The organism is Streptomyces curacoi, assembly GCF_001513975.1.
GTDB lineage: Bacteria > Actinomycetota > Actinomycetes > Streptomycetales > Streptomycetaceae > Streptomyces > Streptomyces curacoi.
Window position 1 is genome coordinate 621,295 of record NZ_KQ947987.1, and the last position, 15,997, is coordinate 637,291.

The 15,997-nt window shown below is 73.4% G+C and carries 16 protein-coding genes; 9 read left to right on the top strand and 7 right to left on the bottom strand.

The features are described 5' to 3' along the window. The first annotated feature begins 33 nt into the window (after positions 1 to 33). The 5 genes from AQI70_RS16125 (at position 34) to AQI70_RS16145 (ending at position 4,599) form a co-directional block, all read left to right on the top strand. Positions 34 to 429: a hypothetical protein gene (locus AQI70_RS16125; RefSeq protein WP_062149689.1), complete on the top strand. Its 396-nt coding sequence runs from the start codon at positions 34 to 36 to the stop codon at positions 427 to 429. Next, positions 426 to 1,079, top strand: coding sequence for a hypothetical protein (locus AQI70_RS16130; protein ID WP_062149693.1), 654 nt, complete (start codon positions 426 to 428; stop codon positions 1,077 to 1,079). The genes AQI70_RS16125 and AQI70_RS16130 overlap by 4 nt, the downstream gene beginning before the upstream one ends. Positions 1,080 to 1,376: 297 nt before the next feature. After that, on the top strand, positions 1,377 to 2,507 hold the full coding sequence (rsgA, locus tag AQI70_RS16135; protein ID WP_062149696.1) for a ribosome small subunit-dependent GTPase A: 1,131 nt from the start codon (positions 1,377 to 1,379) through the stop codon (positions 2,505 to 2,507). Positions 2,508 to 2,656: 149 nt separating this feature from the next. Then, complete coding sequence (locus AQI70_RS16140; RefSeq protein WP_107117000.1) at positions 2,657 to 4,060, top strand: DNA-3-methyladenine glycosylase 2 family protein; 1,404 nt, start codon at positions 2,657 to 2,659, stop codon at positions 4,058 to 4,060. After that, the gene (locus tag AQI70_RS16145; RefSeq protein ID WP_062149701.1) at positions 4,060 to 4,599 is read left to right on the top strand and encodes a methylated-DNA--[protein]-cysteine S-methyltransferase; all 540 of its coding nucleotides are present in this window, start codon (positions 4,060 to 4,062) and stop codon (positions 4,597 to 4,599) included. The genes AQI70_RS16140 and AQI70_RS16145 overlap by 1 nt, the downstream gene beginning before the upstream one ends. A gap of 43 nt (positions 4,600 to 4,642) precedes the next feature. Here AQI70_RS16145 and AQI70_RS16150 read toward each other — a convergent pair whose 3' ends face one another. Next, positions 4,643 to 5,125, bottom strand: coding sequence for a DUF456 domain-containing protein (locus tag AQI70_RS16150; protein WP_062149704.1), 483 nt, complete (start codon positions 5,123 to 5,125; stop codon positions 4,643 to 4,645). 91 nt (positions 5,126 to 5,216) lie between these two features. Beyond that, positions 5,217 to 6,206, bottom strand: a complete 990-nt coding sequence (locus AQI70_RS16155; protein WP_062149707.1) for a helix-turn-helix transcriptional regulator — start codon at positions 6,204 to 6,206, stop codon at positions 5,217 to 5,219. Between the two features lie 381 nt (positions 6,207 to 6,587). On the opposite strand from AQI70_RS16155, the gene AQI70_RS16160 reads away from it, so the two are divergent. After that, positions 6,588 to 7,916, top strand: coding sequence for a PP2C family serine/threonine-protein phosphatase (locus AQI70_RS16160; protein WP_062149710.1), 1,329 nt, complete (start codon positions 6,588 to 6,590; stop codon positions 7,914 to 7,916). A 22-nt stretch (positions 7,917 to 7,938) separates the two neighbouring features. On the opposite strand, the gene AQI70_RS16165 is transcribed toward AQI70_RS16160, so the two are convergent. Then, positions 7,939 to 9,327 (bottom strand): helix-turn-helix domain-containing protein, encoded by a 1,389-nt coding sequence (locus AQI70_RS16165; RefSeq protein ID WP_062149713.1) that lies wholly within the window; start codon positions 9,325 to 9,327, stop codon positions 7,939 to 7,941. Positions 9,328 to 9,561: 234 nt separating this feature from the next. Between AQI70_RS16165 and AQI70_RS16170 the strand changes: the two genes are divergently transcribed. Further along, positions 9,562 to 10,179 carry a hypothetical protein gene (locus tag AQI70_RS16170; RefSeq protein ID WP_062149716.1) on the top strand — a complete coding sequence of 206 codons (618 nt, stop codon included), beginning with the start codon at positions 9,562 to 9,564 and terminating at the stop codon, positions 10,177 to 10,179. A gap of 273 nt (positions 10,180 to 10,452) precedes the next feature. Here the strand turns inward: AQI70_RS16170 and AQI70_RS39180 are convergent, their stop codons facing one another. After that, a complete protein-coding gene (locus AQI70_RS39180) occupies positions 10,453 to 10,599 on the bottom strand; it encodes a hypothetical protein (protein ID WP_159042669.1) in 147 nt (48 codons plus the stop codon). Between the two features lie 206 nt (positions 10,600 to 10,805). On the opposite strand from AQI70_RS39180, the gene AQI70_RS16175 reads away from it, so the two are divergent. Continuing rightward, positions 10,806 to 11,288 carry an ATP-binding protein gene (locus AQI70_RS16175; protein WP_244181654.1) on the top strand — a complete coding sequence of 161 codons (483 nt, stop codon included), beginning with the start codon at positions 10,806 to 10,808 and terminating at the stop codon, positions 11,286 to 11,288. 104 nt (positions 11,289 to 11,392) lie between these two features. On the opposite strand, the gene AQI70_RS16180 is transcribed toward AQI70_RS16175, so the two are convergent. Together AQI70_RS16180 and AQI70_RS16185 are read right to left on the bottom strand one after the other, a co-directional pair. Next, positions 11,393 to 12,433: a DUF2637 domain-containing protein gene (locus AQI70_RS16180; RefSeq protein WP_062149719.1), complete on the bottom strand. Its 1,041-nt coding sequence runs from the start codon at positions 12,431 to 12,433 to the stop codon at positions 11,393 to 11,395. A 352-nt stretch (positions 12,434 to 12,785) separates the two neighbouring features. Continuing rightward, complete coding sequence (locus AQI70_RS16185; protein ID WP_062149722.1) at positions 12,786 to 13,637, bottom strand: (2Fe-2S)-binding protein; 852 nt, start codon at positions 13,635 to 13,637, stop codon at positions 12,786 to 12,788. A gap of 155 nt (positions 13,638 to 13,792) precedes the next feature. Here AQI70_RS16185 and AQI70_RS16190 point away from each other — a divergent pair, with 155 nt between their 5' ends. Further along, positions 13,793 to 14,638, top strand: a complete 846-nt coding sequence (locus AQI70_RS16190; protein WP_062149725.1) for a GntR family transcriptional regulator — start codon at positions 13,793 to 13,795, stop codon at positions 14,636 to 14,638. 432 nt (positions 14,639 to 15,070) lie between these two features. On the opposite strand, the gene AQI70_RS16195 is transcribed toward AQI70_RS16190, so the two are convergent. Continuing rightward, a complete protein-coding gene (locus AQI70_RS16195; RefSeq protein ID WP_037886031.1) occupies positions 15,071 to 15,859 on the bottom strand; it encodes a hypothetical protein in 789 nt (262 codons plus the stop codon). Between the last annotated feature and the right edge of the window lie 138 nt (positions 15,860 to 15,997).

Here is a 15,997-nt window from a genome sequence, read left to right on the forward strand (position 1 = left end):
CAGGGCAGTACGGCAGAGGGGAACGACCGGACCATGGCCGCACCGGAACACCGAACCGGCGAACACTGGGAACACACCTCGGAGTTCGGCTGGACCAGCAAGGCCTACGACCTGCTGGAGCAGGACCTGCTGCGGGCCGAGGTCGCCGTCGTCGACGGCGTGCTGACCACCCGGGTGTGGGGATGCTGCCCGCGCTGCGCCGGGCGGCTCGACGACCGGCAGGTCCCCACCTCCGTCGGCGACTTCACCGGCCCTCCACGGAGCGCGGACGCGGACGCCGACGAGCTTCTGGCGCCCGTCGTGGTGGTCGACGTCACCTGCGGGTGCGGTGCGGTGCACCTCAACGCCCCGGAGGGCACGACCGGGTGCGGGGTCAGCTTCCGTGTGGAGCTCGTGGCCGACAGCGCCTCGGTGCCGGGAACACCGTGACCGGGTACCGGCCGCGGCGGCCGACCAGCGCCCCCTCGGCCTTCGACCTCGCCGAGCGGGACGCCTTCCGCGCGATGTCGGCCGAGTCCCTGGACGCCGTGCGGGCCGGCGCCGAGACCTGGCGCAACGGTCTGACCGCCTTCATCACCCTGGTCACCACCGGTGTGGTCATCAAGGGACGGGACACCACCAGCGCCCTGTCCGACGGCTGGAAGACGGCGCTCACCCTCCTCATCGGCGGCGGCCTGCTCGCCGCGCTCACAGGGCTCTGGCAGGCGCTGGCGGCGCAGGCCGGCACCCGCCCCCGGGCGACCACTCTGAGCGCCGTGCACGAGCGCCACGGATCGATCGCGGCCTACAAGGTCGCCCTGGCCGCCGCCGCGGCACGCCGGCTCAGGCGCGCCCAGTACCTGGTCGCCCTCGCGCTGGCCCTGCTGCTCGCGGGCATCGTCGTCACCTGGTGGGCGCCGGCCGAGACAGGCAAGGAGAAGCCGGTCTACCTGAAGGTGACCCACCCCGGCGGACCCAGCTGCGGAGTACTGCGCTCCGCCGACGGCGGCAAGCTCCGGCTGCAGAGCCCGGGACGGCACGACCCCGTCGTGGTGCCGCTGAGCGGCATCGCCAACATGAGCGTGGTCAAGAGCTGCTGAACGAGTCCGGGGATCCCCCCGAGACGAGCCCTCCGATCCCCCCGAGACGAGCCCCCGTAAAACCATTGGCGGGGTGCGGCCGACCGGTACTAGAGTCACGGGCGTTCCCGCAGCGGCCGGTGGCCGCTGGTGCCGAGTGTGCAAGGTGAGGAGGTGTCGACCGATGGCTGTCATTGCGATGAGCGCTGCCCGCATCCAGTTCATCAAGTCCACCTCCGTGGCCACCGGCTGATCACACCTCATCTCTCCGCGTCCTGCGTACGCGGCTGCCGGGGCCACCCTCTGAAGGGTCACCCGTTGACTTCCACCTCTGTTTTCTCCGCGTTGGCTCCCTACGGCTGGGACTCGGCCTGGGCCGACGCGTTCACCCCGTACGACGCCGAGGGGCTGCTGCCCGGACGCGTCGTGCGGGTCGACCGCGGGCAGTGCGACGTCGTCACCGCCGAGGGTGTCGTACGGGCCGACACGGCCTTCGTCACCCCGCACGATCCGATGCGGGTCGTGTGCACCGGCGACTGGGTCGCCGTCGAGCCCGCGGGCAACCCGCGCTACGTACGGACGTATCTGCCGCGCCGTACCGCCTTCGTGCGCTCCACCTCCTCCAAGCGGTCCGAGGGGCAGATCCTCGCCGCCAACGTCGACCACGCCATCGTCGCCGTGTCGCTGGCCGTCGAACTCGACCTCGGCCGCATCGAGCGGTTCCTCGCGCTGGCGTGGGAGAGCGGGGCGCAGCCTCTGGTCGTGCTCACCAAGGCCGACCTCGTGCCGGACGCGGTGACCCTCTCGCATCTCGTGCAGGACGTGGAGACGACGGCGCCTGGGGTGCCGGTGCTGCCGGTCAGCGCCATGGACGGTGGGGGTACCTCCCTGCTCGAGCGAAGCCGAGAGCTCGGGGGAGGGCTCGATGTCCTCGTCGCGGTCGTCTCCGGCGGTACGTCCGTGCTGCTCGGACAGTCCGGCGCGGGCAAGTCGACGCTCGCGAACGCGCTGCTCGGCGAGGACGTCATGGAGGTCCAGGCCGCGCGTGACGTCGACGGCAAGGGCCGCCACACGACCACCACGCGCAACCTCCTCGCCCTGCCGGGCGGCGGCGTGCTCATCGACACGCCGGGGCTGCGCGGCGTCGGGCTCTGGGACGCCGAGACCGGGGTCGGCCAGGTCTTCGCGGAGATCGAGGAACTGGCCGGGCGCTGCCGCTTCCACGACTGCGCGCACGAGAGCGAGCCGGGGTGCGCGGTGCTGGCCGCGATCGACGCCGGGTCGCTGCCGCAGCGCCGACTGGAGAGCTACCGCAAGCTGATGCGGGAGAACCAGCGGATCGTGGCGAAGACGGACGCGCGGCTGCGGGCCGAGATCAAGCGGGACTGGAAGCGGAAGGGGGCGGAAGGGCGCGCGGCCATGGAGGCGAAGCGGAGCCGTTGGCAGTGACGGATCCGGTGCTCCCGCCGCCGTCCCCGGGGGCTGCGCCCCCGGACCCCCCTTCGGCCTGAACCGCCTCACGGGTCGGCGGGTAGGTCAACGCCATGTCCGATTCCCGCCAGCCCAGCCTCTCCTCACGGGCGAGACTGGAGGGCGTGATGGACGAGGACAGCAGGTACGAGGCGGTGCGCAGCCGTGACGCCCGGTTCGACGGCGCGTTCTTCTTCGCCGTCGAAACGACCGGCATCTACTGCCGCCCCAGCTGCCCGGCGGTCACGCCGAAGCGGCGCAACGTCCGGTTCTTCGCGACGGCCGCCGCCGCGCAGGGCTCCGGTTTCCGGGCCTGCCGGCGGTGCCGGCCGGACGCGGTGCCCGGGTCCGCCGAGTGGAACGTACGGGCCGATGTGGTCGGCCGGGCCATGCGGCTGATCGGCGACGGGGTCGTCGACCGGGAAGGCGTCGCCGGGCTGGCCGCGCGGCTCGGCTACAGCGCCCGGCAGGTGCAGCGGCAGCTCACCGCCGAGCTCGGCGCGGGCCCGGTCGCGCTCGCCCGGGCCCAGCGGGCGCACACCGCGCGGGTCCTCCTCCAGACCACCGAGCTGCCGGTCACGGAGATCGCCTTCGCGGCGGGGTTCGCCAGTGTGCGGCAGTTCAACGACACCGTCCGGGCCGTGTACGCCGCCACGCCGAGCGAGCTGCGGGCCGCCGCACCGAGGGGCGGCCACGGCTCCCGGCGTACAGCCACGCCCTCGGCCGGGATCCCCCTGCGGCTCGCCCACCGGGGCCCCTACCAGGCCGGTGCCGTCTTCGACCTGCTGGCGCACGAGGCGGTACCCGGCATCGAGGAGGTGACCGGCCCGCCCGGCCGACGCACCTATCGCCGCACCCTCCGTCTGCCCCACGGCACCGGCATCGTCGCCGTGGCGGAGCGGCTGGGCGGCGTGGGGAGGCAGGCCCCCTCGGCGCACTCCGGCGGCTGGCTCGACGCCCGGCTCCACCTCACCGACCTGCGCGACCTGACCACCGCCGTGCAGCGGCTGCGGCGGCTGTTCGACCTGGACGCCGACCCGTACGCCGTCGACGAGCGGCTCGGCGCCGACCCCCGGCTCGCTCCGCTGGTCGCCGCCCGGCCGGGGCTGCGCTCGCCCGGGGCCGCCGACGCGGAGGAGCTGGCCGTGCGGGCGCTGACCGGCCGGGCGCGGGCGGAGCAGCTGGTGCGGCGGTACGGCAAGGCGCTCGACGCGCCCTGCGGAAACCTCACGCACCTGTTCCCCGAAGCGGCCGTCCTGGCCGAGGCCGAGCCCCACGGCACCCCGGGAGCCCTCACCGCCGCCCTCGCCGACGGCGTCGTACGGCTGGACCCGGGCGCCGACCGGGACCACGCCCAAGGCGCGCTGCTCGCCCTGCCCGGCCTGGACGCCCGCACGGCCGCCGTGATCCGGATCCGGGCCCTGGGCGACCCCGACGTCCCCCCGCCCGGCGTGGACGTCCCCGACAGCTGGCGCCCCTGGCGCTCCTACGCTTTGCGACACCTGCACACGGCAGGAGAGCTGGAGTTCTGATGAGCATCGCCGACACGCCGACCGGCCCGGCCGCGACCACCGCCCCCACCCACTGGACCGAGCTCGCAAGCCCTCTCGGCCCCCTCCTCCTCACCGCCGATCCGGCCACCGGTGCGCTGACCTCCCTCTCCGTGCCGGGTCAGAAGGGCGGCCGTACCGTCCGGCCCGGCTGGCGGCGCGACCCCGCGCTCTTCCGCGCGGCCGAGGAACAGCTCGCCGCGTACTTCGCCGGTGAGCTGACGGAGTTCCGGCTGGCGCTCAGCACCGAGGGCAGCGAGTTCCGGGAGAAGGTGTGGGCCGCCCTGGACTGCGTCCCCTACGGGGCGACCACGACGTACGGCGAGATCGCCGCGCGGATCGGTGCCTCCAGGGCCGCCGTACGGGCCGTCGGCGGCGCGATCGGCGCCAACCCGCTGCTGGTCCTCCGCCCCTGCCACCGCGTGATCGGCGCCGACGGGTCGCTCACCGGTTACGCGGGCGGCCTGGACCGCAAGGTGCGCCTGCTGACGCTGGAGGGGGCGCTGCGGGCCTCCGCGTGAGGTCGCTCCTCCAGGCATCGGCCCCGGCCATGAAAGTCGGACCTCAGCCCCAGATCACCGCCCCCACCCACGCCCCCGCGATCAGCTGGCAGGTGAACAGCTCCGTCAGCACGCTGGACCCACCCGACCGCATCGCCGTCCGCAGTGCCGCCGCCGCCTCGCCGTGCCGGCCGAGCCGGTGCCGTTCCTCCAGGTAGATGCCGGCCATGAAACCGGGGATGGAGCCGAGCACGGGCAGCAGGAGGAAGCCCAGGAACGACCCGGCCCCGGCGTACACCGCCATGCGGCGGCCGGCCCAGCTCGGGCGCAGCCGGCGGGAAGGGAGTGCCCAGCGGACCACCTGGGAGAGGAACAGCGCGACGGTGGTCCCGACGAGCACCCACCACGCGACCGGCTGGGGATCCTGCAGCGCCCACCACATGACCGCGGCCCACACCAGCCACGAGCCCGGCAGGCCGGGCAGCAGCACTCCGCACAGGCCGAGCAGGAGGACCAGGCCGACCAGCACTAGGTCCCACACTCCCATCTGACCAGAGTGCCGGAGCTCGCGAGAAAGCGCAGATCAGCCTCGTCGGGGCAGGGGGACTCCCCTCACCCCCACCGTCGTACGGGCCGTGTCACCCCTGCCGCTCCCGGGCCACCCACCCCCGCTCGTACGCGTGCCACCCCAGCTGCAACCGCGTCGTCACCCCGGTCAGCTCCATCAGCCGCTTCACCCGGCGCTGCACGGTCCGCAGGCCCAGGTCGAGCTGTTTGGCCACGCTCGCGTCGGTCAGCCCGGCCAGCAGCAGGGAGAGCACCTCCAGATCGGTCTCGTCGGGCCCGTCCGGCGCCTGCTCGGTGACGCCGGACGGGCCGAGGCGTACCGGCAGCGCCTCTCGCCACACCGACTCGAACAGCCCGGCCAGCAGCTCCAGGAGCCCGCTCGCGTGGACGACCAGCGCGGCCGGTTCCGCGGTGTGCGAGGTGAGCGGCACCAGGGCCAGCGTCCGGTCGGCGATCACCAGCTTGGCCGGGACCCGGTCCACGACCCGGATCTGCTCCTCGCGGCCGAGGGCGGCGGACAGCTCGGTGATGCCGTGCGGCTGGTCGAGGACCGAGCGCTCCAGGACCACCCGGTAGCGGACACCGCGTGCGGCGGCCTGCTCCTCGGCCTCGTTCTCCGTGCCGGCGACGGCGACCGGGCTGCCGGTGACCAGCGCGCACACCTCCTCGCTCGCCCCGAGCTGGAGCTGCTGAAAGCGCTGCGCCACCGCGGCCGCGCCGATCACCACCTCGACCAGGTCGTGCACCTCGGGCTCGGCCGCCGCCGCCCGGTACTCCTCGGCGAGCATGGCGGCCGCCAGCTCCGCCTTCTCCAGCTCGTGCCGCTGCTGGGTGAGCAGCGCGCCCAGCGCCACCCCGGGCGGCGCGGCGACCCAACGGCCGGGCCGGGCCGAGGACTGGGCCGCGAGTCCGTGCCGCTCCAGGCGGCGCAGGGCGCGCTCGGTGTCGTACTCGCCGAGCGTCAGCCGCCGCGCGAGATCCGGTACGTCGGCGGCGCCCACGGACACCAGGGCCCGGTACGCCGACTCGTGCGTCTCGTCGAGACCAATCGCTCCCAGCATCGGGCCGCGCCCCTCCCCAAGAGAACACCGTTGTGCGGTCCGTGGCGGAAAACGGCCACGGCGCGAAACCGCCTCCGCACATCATCGCCGTACCATCCGTCACTCTGCCAACGTTCGTCACAGCAGCATCAGCCCCGCCCGCTTTGCCCATGGCCTCGCGCACCGGCGAGGCATACCTCTGCCGTTTCCGCGGTACCCGTCATCCCGCAGTCGCCGGGCGGTTCTCCCGTGGGGGGTGGGACCGTCCGGCGACCTGTTGCGCCGTTGTTTCGCAAGACCGTTCAACACCTCACCCGACACGCGGTTTTCGGTGCCGCGTACGGGGCCGGATTTTCCGGATGCCCCGTTTTCATCCGGCCGGTGCGGTGGACAATTAGGGGCATGAGCCAGCAGGGGGGAAGTCCCACCGGTCACGAGGACGACTGGTGGGGGCAGCTGTACGACGACTCCACCGAGGACACGGGCCCGACGACGGCGCCCGACTCACTGGACGACCGGTTCGCTTCGGCGGCGGGGGCGGTGAACCAGCGGTCGGGCTCGCGGACCCCGGTCCCGCCCCAGCGGGCCGGTACGGATGCCGTGGAGGCCGCGTCGGCCTTCCCACCGGGACTGCCGAAACCGCCGGGGTTCACCGTGGTGGAACCCCAGGACGGCACCCCGCGACCGCCGCGCCACGCGACGGACCCCCCGGCGACGACCCCGGGCGACGAACAGCCGCCCCCGTACGAGCCCGCCGCTCCACGTCGGCCCCTCGACTACGTCGGCAACGGCCCCCCGACGTACGCCCCCGAACCCACCGCCCTCCCGCTCGCGGACCCCGACGACCTCGACGACCTGGTCGCCGACACCGTCCTGGACGGCGCCCGCTACGGCGCCTGCACCCTCCGCGCCGTCTCCCTGCGCGGCGACTCCGCCCGCTACCGGGGCGAACCCCGCCGCGACTCCCTCCTCACCGCCCGCTTCGGCACCGGCGAACAGGCCCTCATCCTGGTGGCGATGGCGACCGGCGCCCGCGCCACCCCGGGCGCGCACCGCGCCGCCGCCGAAGCCTGTCACTGGATCGGCCGGGCCGTCGGCCGCAGTCACGCGAGTCTCGTGGCGGACATCAGGGCCGCACGGCGCGGCGACCTGAAGTCCGGACTGCACCGCCTCACCGACCGCAGCCTCGGCAAACTCCGCGCCACCGCCGCCGAACAGGGCGTCGAGCCCGAGGAGTACGCGGCGACCCTGCGCTGTCTCCTCCTGCCCGCCGACCCCGCCTGCCGTACGCGCGTGTTCTTCGGCGTCGGCGCGGGCGGACTCTTCCGCCTGCGGGACGGCGAATGGCAGGACATCGAGCCCCGGGCCACCGACGTCACCGGCGAACCCGTGGTCGGCTTCGGCTCGCCGCCGGCCGAGACCCCCGAGGGCGACCGCCTCACCATGGACCTCGGCATCACCACACCCCCGAGCCCCTACGACCCCGCCCCGGAACCGCCCCATGAGCCCTTCCGCTTCCGCGCCTCCGTGGCCCGCCCCGGCGACACCCTCCTGATGTGCACCGGCGGCCTCGCCGACCCGCTGCGCGGCGAGCCCGAGCTCTCCGCCCACCTGAGCGGACGGTGGTCCGACCTGGAGCCGCCGGGCCTCGCCGCGTTCCTCGCCGACGTCCAGGTCAGGGTCAAGGGGTACGCCGACGACCGTACGGCCGCCGCCGTCTGGGAGGCGTGACCCGGCCCCACGGCGCTACGGCTCAGCTGTACGGGACCCACTCGCGGGCCGAGGTGTCGTACGTGTGGCGCGGCAGCCCCTTGATGCTCGTCGTACGGAACGGACGGCCGTGGTCGTCGATGCGGACCGTCCCCGTGCGGCCCTGGGAGGACCAGTCCAGTTCCAGGTACCAGCTGCAGTCGCAGCTCTCCGTCTCCGCGGTGACCAGCAGTACCTCCGGGTCCTCGGCGGACACCCGGTACGGCAGCCGCATGGCCGGGATCGGGGTGCCCGTGTCGTTGCCGTCGACCGGACGGGCGATGGGCCGGTCGAGGTCCAGGTCGACGTCGAAGTAACGGGGTGTCAGCGCCCCGCCGCAGCCGTTGTCCATGGCGTACGAGGTGCCCTCGACGGGCGCCGAGCGGCCGACGACACGCACCCGGAGCGCCTCCAGGACGACGGCCGTGGACGTCCGTCCCTGTACGGAGATCTTCACCATGGTCTGCCGCCCGTGCACGGCGCTCTCCGCCGCCGCCCAGGTGCCGGCGTCCTGCGGGGCCGGGGGCGGGGGCACCTGCTGCGGGGACCTGGCGATGACGTAGTCGTGACCGCAACCGCCCTGCCAGACGTGGGAGTCGGCGCTCCAGGTGAGGGGCACCCCGGTCGCGGGCGGCCGCTGTGCGGGCTCCTTCGAGGGGCCGCCGGTGCTCGCGGTGGGCTTCGCCGAGGACTTCTCCGAGGCACGGGCAGAGGGGGACGGCGAGGTGGGGGAGGGGCTCGGAGAGGTGGTGGAGGTGGGGCGCGGGGCCCGCTCCGCCGTCGTACGGGACGGCTCGGCGCCCTGCACGGAGTCGCTCGCCCGGGGACGGTCGTCCGGCAGGGCGGAGAGGCTGCCCAGGGTGGCGAGGAGGGCCGTCGCCACGGCCGCGGAGACCAGGAGGCGCCGGCGTCGGTACCAGGGGCGGTGGGGAGGCTGACCCGGCGTCGGCTCCGAGGGCGTGTCCGGGAGGGAGGCATCCGCTCCTGGGGGAGCGCTGTCCGCTGCGGAAGAAGCCGCGGCAGGTGAACCCGTCGGGGAAGTAGCCACCGCATCGGAACCCGCCGCATCGGAACCCGCTTTAGCGGAGCCCGCCGCGTCGGAACCTGCCGTTGCGAAGCCCGCCGTACGCGACCTCTGACGAGCCGCCACCGCCAGGATCCACAGCCGGTGCAGCTCCAGCCGCTCCTGCGGAGTCGCCCCGCACAGCGCGGCGAAGCGTTCCACGGGGGCGAAGTCGAGGGGGACCGCGTCACCGGCGCAATAGCGGTGCAGCGTCGAGGTGTTCATGTTCAGGCGGCGGGCCAACTGGCCGTAGCTGCGGTCGGTGCGTTCCTTCAGGTGTCTGAGCGACGCCGCGAACTCCTGGACGTCGTCGTCCGGTGCTGCCGACACTGTCCCCCCGTGTCCTCCCCGTCCCGGGACGGCATCCCAGGCACTCCATATACCTGCACGTCAGATGGGCTGGGATGGTTCCATCGTCGCGGATCGGCGGTCGGCTGTTGCGTTCGCCGGAAGTGACGGCTGATGCTCTTGGTGTCGCACCGACCAGGCCTGGACGGACCATCCGGCGTCGGTGACGACCACTCGCGATCGTTCAGCACTTCATCTCACTCACGGGGGACACCCATGCCCAAGCGCACCCGAGCAGGCGCGCTCACCGCACTCGCCGTCGCCGGCCTCACCGCCGGCACCGCACTCGCCGCCGCACCGGCCGGCGCGGCGACGAAGGCGCCCGCGCCGAAGTTCCTGTCGGCCTCCGAACTCCCGCCGCACCCTTCCTCCGCCTGGACCGCCGGCAAGGTCACCGACGGCGTCCCGGAGGAGATGCAGCACTGCTTCGGGGAGGCACTGCTCGCCTACGACTCCCGCTACCGCACCTTCCGCACCGAACTGGAGACCGGCGCCGAACAGCTCAACGTCGTCGTCGGTGACAACGCCAAGGCCAAGGCCCTCGCCACCCGCCTGGACAAGGAGGTCCGGCGCTGCGTCACGCGCATGGACTCCGACCCGGAGATCGAGGCCCGGTACAAGAACTACGGCAGCCTGCGGGTCGAGGAGGGCGCCCGCGTCCACGGCTTCGCGACCCGCGCCTCGTGGGGCGCCATGGACATCCACCTCGTCTCGGTCGGCCGGGACGGCGGCACCGTCACGGTCGTGCAGTGGGGGCAGATGGGGGACTTCACGAACGCGCCCGTGAAGGCCTTCAAGAAGACGACCACCACGGCGGTCGACAAGCTCTACTGACCAAGGCACCAACGGACCACCACCACAGCGGGGCCGCCCTCCCGGACGGGGGTCGGGGCGGGCGGCCCCGCGCTGCCATGGCACCGTCCGGGCCGGGGACCGGTGGTTTCCGGACAGTTTCGCAAGCTGCCGAAGGTGGCCGAAGGCGCTCGGGCGCCCGTCGTCGGGCAGGGGGGGAGCCGGGCCCCGGGCAGCGCACCGACTGCCCCATGTCCTCGCCGGGTACGGCGGGCGCGGCAGAGCGCAATCCGTAGTCGGGGCGATCCCGTACGGTCAGGGCGCCGCCAGGGAAGTCGGCTCGATGCCGTGCGGGACCGCCCTGGTCGGCTGCGCCCCGCGCAAGCCGGTCGAACCGCCCCGCTCCTCCGCCGCGGCCATGCCCTCGCCCTGGAAGCCGGGCCCATGGCCGGTGGCCGACACGGTCCGGCCGTCGGCGGGCGGCGGCTCCCGGGCGGCCGGTGGGTGCCGTTCCGGGGCGCGTCGGCCCGGCGCCGGACGCCCCGGCCATGGCCGAACACCTGGTCGTTGACAATTCGACATGACTGTCCCCGGTCCGACTGGGAAATGGTTCCCGTGAACGTGTTCGAGCCAGGAGGGGAACCGACATCGGCACGCGGGCGGGGGTCATGAAGAGGCAGGCACGAGGAGGCGGTCCCATAGCAGTCGGGGCCTCCTCGGTGGAGACGGTGGAGGGCAAGGCCGCGAGCGCCGGGGAACACACGCGGACGCCTCAGCTCAGGCGCAGACTCGGACGGGCGGACCTACGGGCCGTACCGGAGGCACGCAGGGCGCTGCGCGAGCTGTTACGGCACTGGGGGAGGCCCGGACGATCGGACATAGCCGAACTGCTCACCAGCGAGCTCGTCACCAACGCGCTCGTCCACACCGACCATGACGCGGTCCTGACGGCCACGGTCGGACCGGGCGGACTCAGGGTGGAGGTAAGGGACTTCGTGGCCCGCCGGCCCAGACTGTGCGTACCGAACGCCGACGACGGTACGCACGGCAGAGGCATGATCCTGGTCCAGTCCCTCGCGGACGCCTGGGGTGTGCGGGCGCACGGGGTGGGGAAGGCGGTCTGGTTCGAACTCGACGCGGGCGCCGCGTGAGCCGTGAGCCGTAAGCCGTAAGCCGTAGGACGACCGGAAGGGGCGCGACCCGAGCTGCGGGTCGCGCCCCTTCCCGTCGGATTCCCCCGGGGGGAACGGCGTTCTCAGCCGAACTGCTGCTCAAGATCCTTGAGCTTGCGCTCCAGGGAGTCGAGTCGCGGCAGCGCCATTGTGTCGTCCTCCGCGGTGAGGTCGACGGTCACCGGATCAGAACCGGTGCGTACGGGCTGCAGTGAGGGACGCGACCGCACGGGCAGTTGTTCCGGCGTGGATATGGCAGGCTCCGCGGTGACCCGGTCGGCCCGTTCCAGGGTCGCCTGCGGCTCGGCGTGCCGGCCGGCGCCGCGGCCGACGAAGCCGCGGTGGCCCCGGCTGATGGCCTTCAGCTGGGCGCGCTCCATGCGCTGCTGCTCGCGGCGGCGCAGGCGCGCCTCTTCCTTCTGCCGCTTGTCCTCGCGGACCTCGTCGACCGCCTCGTCCAGGCTGCGCACGCCTTCCAGGAGCATCAGCGACCAGGCCTTGTAGGTCTCGCGCGGCGCCCGCAGCCAGCGGACGATCCGGATCTGCGGGAGCGGCCTCGGCACCAGACCCTGCTCGCGCAGTGCGGCCCGGCGGGTCTGCTTCAGCGCCCGGTCGAACAGCACCGCCGCGGACAGGGACATGCCGGCGAAGAAGTGCGGGGCGCCGTCGTGGCCGACGCCCCTGGGTGCGTGCACCCAGTTGAACCAGGCCGCCGCGAACGCGAACGTCCACACGAGTATCCGGGAGCCGAGTGCCGCGTCACCGTGGCTGGCCTCGCGCACGGCGAGCACGGAGCAGAACATCGCCGCGCCGTCGAGGCCGAACGGCACGAGGTACTGCCAGCCGTTGGAGAGGCCGAGGTTCTGTTCACCGAAGCCGACCAGGCCATGGAAGGAGAGGGCCGCGGCCACCGCCGCACAGCAGAACAGCAGGACGTAGGAGACGGTGCCGTAGATGGCCTCCTTGCGCCTGCGGCGCTCCTCGCTGCGCTCCCACGAGTCGTCCGCGCTCGTGTCCTTCCCCGAGGCCTTCCCGCGCCGAAGCACCGCTATCGCCGCCAGCAGGCCCAGGAGCAGGACGGCGCCCGGAAGCAGCCAGTTCAGCGATATGTCGGTCAATCTCATCTGGGGGTCCCTTGCATTGGGATAGGGCGTAACGCCCGCCATAGTGGCCCAATCCCGCTGGCCCTCAGGGGGTTTCGGGGCAAGAGGCCGCCAAGGAAGTGCAAGGGAATGCCCAGGGCGGCGTTCTGCTCGAACTGCCGCGCGAGGGGCGGGAGTTGAGTTCGAATAAGACTACCGGTACGGGTGGTTCCACGAAAAGTTCCGGCACCTGGTGAGGGATTTGTGAAACGCCTGTAACCGTAACGGGTGTCCCGCTAGCGGGTGATCTTACGACACGGGGTGCTGCGCACCCGCCTGAGGGGGCCTCAACTCGCGGTGTGCAAAGGGAGTTCGACTGTGACGAGGGGCGTGTTCAGCTCGCCGTGGCCAGGAGTTTGGTGACCCGGTCCGCGTCGCAGGTGCGCGGGCAGGTGGCGCAGGTGTCCTCGGGGCGCAGTGTGTAGAGCATGCAGCAGCTCGCCCGGTCCCGGGTGGGCAGCGACTCGCCGCTCGGGCCGGTGAGTTCGCGGAAGGCGGCCGAGCCGACGTACGGCTTCGTCGCGCCCGGCAGCAGCAGCTCCAGCTCGCGCCGCGCCCGGTCCTGCTCGCCGTCGCCGAACAGGTGGGCGACGTACCACAGGCCCTCCACGACCTCGTCGGTCGCCATGCCCCACAGGGCGCGCCCGCGCCGCCGCATACGGGGCCCGAAGCCGGCGAGTACGGGTTCGAGGTGCTCGGCGACCGCGGCCCGCACTTCGGCGCGCAGCGCCTCCTCGTCGGGTACGACCCTGGCGCCGGGCAGCAGGGCCGCCGGGTCGCCGGGCAGGCAGGCGAAGGTGGTGGGACGGGCGGCCAGGCGGCCCAGGGGGAGGCCGGGGGCGGTGCGGTCGTACGAGACATGCGTCACGGGGTAGCGGGGGACGCGGCGGAGCAGGAACCAGGGCGCGGTGATCAGCAGGCAGGCCGACCAGGCGTACCGGTGCAGGCCGAAGCTCGCGACGACGTCCGGGCGGGCCGACTGCCCGTAGTCCCGCAGTATCTGTGCGTCGTCCCAGGCCAGGAACGTGTCGAGGCCGCTGCCGCCCTCCGCGAGCGAGGCGGCGGTGTGCCAGCCGTGGGTGTGGGGGAGCTCCTCGTCGGCGGTCGGCTGGGTGATGTCCAGCCCCGGCAGGGCCTCGGTGAGACGGGTGTACGCGTCCGTGAGGGCCGAGGGGGGCACGGGCATACTGGACCGCCGATCCGGGAGGCTCAAAAGGTAAGGCTTACCTTACCCAAGATCGCTGCAATTTGAACTGTCGAGTTCTGCGCCTAAGGTGCTTGACGGGTGAGTAACAACCCGCCGTAATGGCCCCAAGTACCGACACGTCCGGAGGAGGACCCGTGAAGCAGGGCGCGCAGGGCTCCGCGAGGACGGGGATTCCGCAGGTCGCGGAGGGCGCTGTCGGTGCGCCGCGGGTGCCGCGGGTGCCGCCGCAGGGGCGGGCCGTGGAGGTGGACCTGGCCCGGGGCGCGATCGTGGATCCGGCCCCGGGGGCCTCGGCTCCGACGGCCCGTGGTGAGCACACCCACAATGAGCAGCCCATCCTGCGGCCGCGGCCGGTCGTCCAGCGGGCCTCGGTGCGCGGTCAGATCCTCGACGCGCTGCGCACCGCGCTCGTCACCGGTGAGCTGACGCCCGGCGTGGTCTACTCCGCCCCCGCGCTCGGCGAACGCTTCGGCGTCTCCGCGACGCCGGTCCGCGAGGCCATGCAGCAGCTCGCGCTGGAGGGCGCCGTGGAGGTCGTCCCCAACCGAGGGTTCCGGGTGGTCGAACGCGGTGCCCGGGAGCTGGCGGAGCTGGCCGAGGTGCGTGCGCTGGTCGAGGTTCCGGTGATGCTCCGCCTCGCTCGTACGGTCCCCGCCGAACGCTGGGCGGAACTGCGTCCGTTGGCCGAGGGGACGGTCCGCGCGGCGTCGACCGGCTGCCGGGCGACGTACGCGGAATCGGACCGCGCCTTTCACCGTGCCGTGCTGTCCCTCTGCGGCAACGAGCAACTCGTGCAGATCGCCGACGACCTCCACCGCCGCGCCCAGTGGCCCTTGGTGAGCCCCACCCGCCAGCCCGGCCGAAACCACGCCGACCTCATCGCCCACGCCGCGGAACACATGGCACTGCTGGACGCGCTGATCGCCGGGGAGCTGGATGTGGTGCGGTCGCTGGTGGGGGAGCACTTCGCGGCGCGCTGAGCGTGCGGCTGCGGGTGGCCGATGCCTGCGGCGGCCTGTGGGGGTGGGGTGGGGGTTCGCGTAGCGCCTGCGGTGTGGTTGTGGGTCGGGGCCGCGCCGGGGGGTGTCCGTCCTCGGACCGGCGGCTGGGGTGGGCCAGGAGGTGCCGCGTGTTGACGCCGGCCACTGCGGGCGGACACCCCCCGACACGTCCCCTTCCCGCCGTGGGCGACTGCGGGTCCGTGGGGGTACGCCGCCTCCTCCGGAGCGGCAGGCACTTCCCAGCGCCGGTCGTGTATTTCAGCCTGTCCGGCGTTTGAGGACGAGGCCCCTTCAGGGCCGAAGCGGGGGTCCAGGGGGCGGCAGCCCCCTGGCGGGGTCGAAGGGGCGGAGCCCCTGGGATGGGACGGGTAGGGGCGGCGGGGGCGAGGAAGCTCGGGGCGGCCCCCGGCGTCACGCCGTGGCCGCTCCCGCCGCCGGAGGCGCCGCGGCCAGCTGGCGCGCCAGCCACGTCGGTACGCCGCCCAGCAGCCGGAACAGCCGCCGGGCCTCCTCGCGCAGACGTGACGCCTCCGGCTCGGTCTCCGTATCGGCCAGGGACGCCAGCGCGGGAGCCGTACCCACCAGGTAACCCAACTCCTCACGGATCCGCAGGGATTCGGCGAAGCCATGGCGGGCCTCCGCCAACTCGCCGTCCCGCAGGGCCAGTCCGGCCAGGTGGCGCCAGGTGAACGAGAGCAGCAGAGGATCCGCGGCAGCGGTCGCGCCCGCGTGGGCGCGGCGGTATGCCGCACGTGCCGCCTGGGGCGAGCGCGCCAGGTTCTCCGCCAGCAGGCCTCGGCGGAAGTCCAGCAGGGCGCGGGCCGGTGCCCCCGGCGGGATCAGCGCCGCGGCCCGGCCCAGCGCCGCCCGCGCCTCGTCGGCCCGGTCGCGCACTGAGTGCAGGGTCGCCGCGTAGGCAAGTTGCCCGCGTTCACAAGCGGCCGCTCCCCGCTCGTCGTCGCTGTGGGCGAGTGCCTCGGCCGTGCGCAGCGCGTCCTCGGCCTCCTCCCAGCCCTGCTCGGTGTAGAGACAGCGCTCCACCAGCAGCGCGGCCCGCTGGAGCGCCGCCTGAGCGGTGACCGGCTGCAGCAGGGCCGCCGCGTCCGACCAGCAGGCGCGTGAGCGCAGCCGCCATACCGCGGTCTGGAGTGGATCGTCGCCGGCGGTCGTTCCGTTACCAGACATGGCGGTATACGCCACCTCGCCCTCCCCGAGCACGCCATCGAGCTGTTGAGTGGTGGCGGCATCTCAGCACGAATCGACGGGCCCGGCCAAGAGGGTGGGTGAAGGATTTCACAAAGTCGTGGGACAGCGGCGGCACTTGGTGCCATCGGGCCG

What these genes read in the sequence shown, in the direction of transcription:
- AQI70_RS16125 (WP_062149689.1), top strand. Translation starts at nt 34, where the DNA reads ATGGCCGCACCGGAACACCGAACCGGCGAACACTGGGAACACACCTCG.
- AQI70_RS16140 (WP_107117000.1), top strand. Translation starts at nt 2,657, where the DNA reads ATGGACGAGGACAGCAGGTACGAGGCGGTGCGCAGCCGTGACGCCCGG.
- AQI70_RS16145 (WP_062149701.1), top strand. Translation starts at nt 4,060, where the DNA reads ATGAGCATCGCCGACACGCCGACCGGCCCGGCCGCGACCACCGCCCCC.
- AQI70_RS16150 (WP_062149704.1), bottom strand. Translation starts at nt 5,125, where the DNA reads ATGGGAGTGTGGGACCTAGTGCTGGTCGGCCTGGTCCTCCTGCTCGGC.
- AQI70_RS16155 (WP_062149707.1), bottom strand. Translation starts at nt 6,206, where the DNA reads ATGCTGGGAGCGATTGGTCTCGACGAGACGCACGAGTCGGCGTACCGG.
- AQI70_RS16160 (WP_062149710.1), top strand. Translation starts at nt 6,588, where the DNA reads ATGAGCCAGCAGGGGGGAAGTCCCACCGGTCACGAGGACGACTGGTGG.
- AQI70_RS16170 (WP_062149716.1), top strand. Translation starts at nt 9,562, where the DNA reads ATGCCCAAGCGCACCCGAGCAGGCGCGCTCACCGCACTCGCCGTCGCC.
- AQI70_RS16175 (WP_244181654.1), top strand. Translation starts at nt 10,806, where the DNA reads ATGAAGAGGCAGGCACGAGGAGGCGGTCCCATAGCAGTCGGGGCCTCC.
- AQI70_RS16180 (WP_062149719.1), bottom strand. Translation starts at nt 12,433, where the DNA reads ATGAGATTGACCGACATATCGCTGAACTGGCTGCTTCCGGGCGCCGTC.
- AQI70_RS16185 (WP_062149722.1), bottom strand. Translation starts at nt 13,637, where the DNA reads ATGCCCGTGCCCCCCTCGGCCCTCACGGACGCGTACACCCGTCTCACC.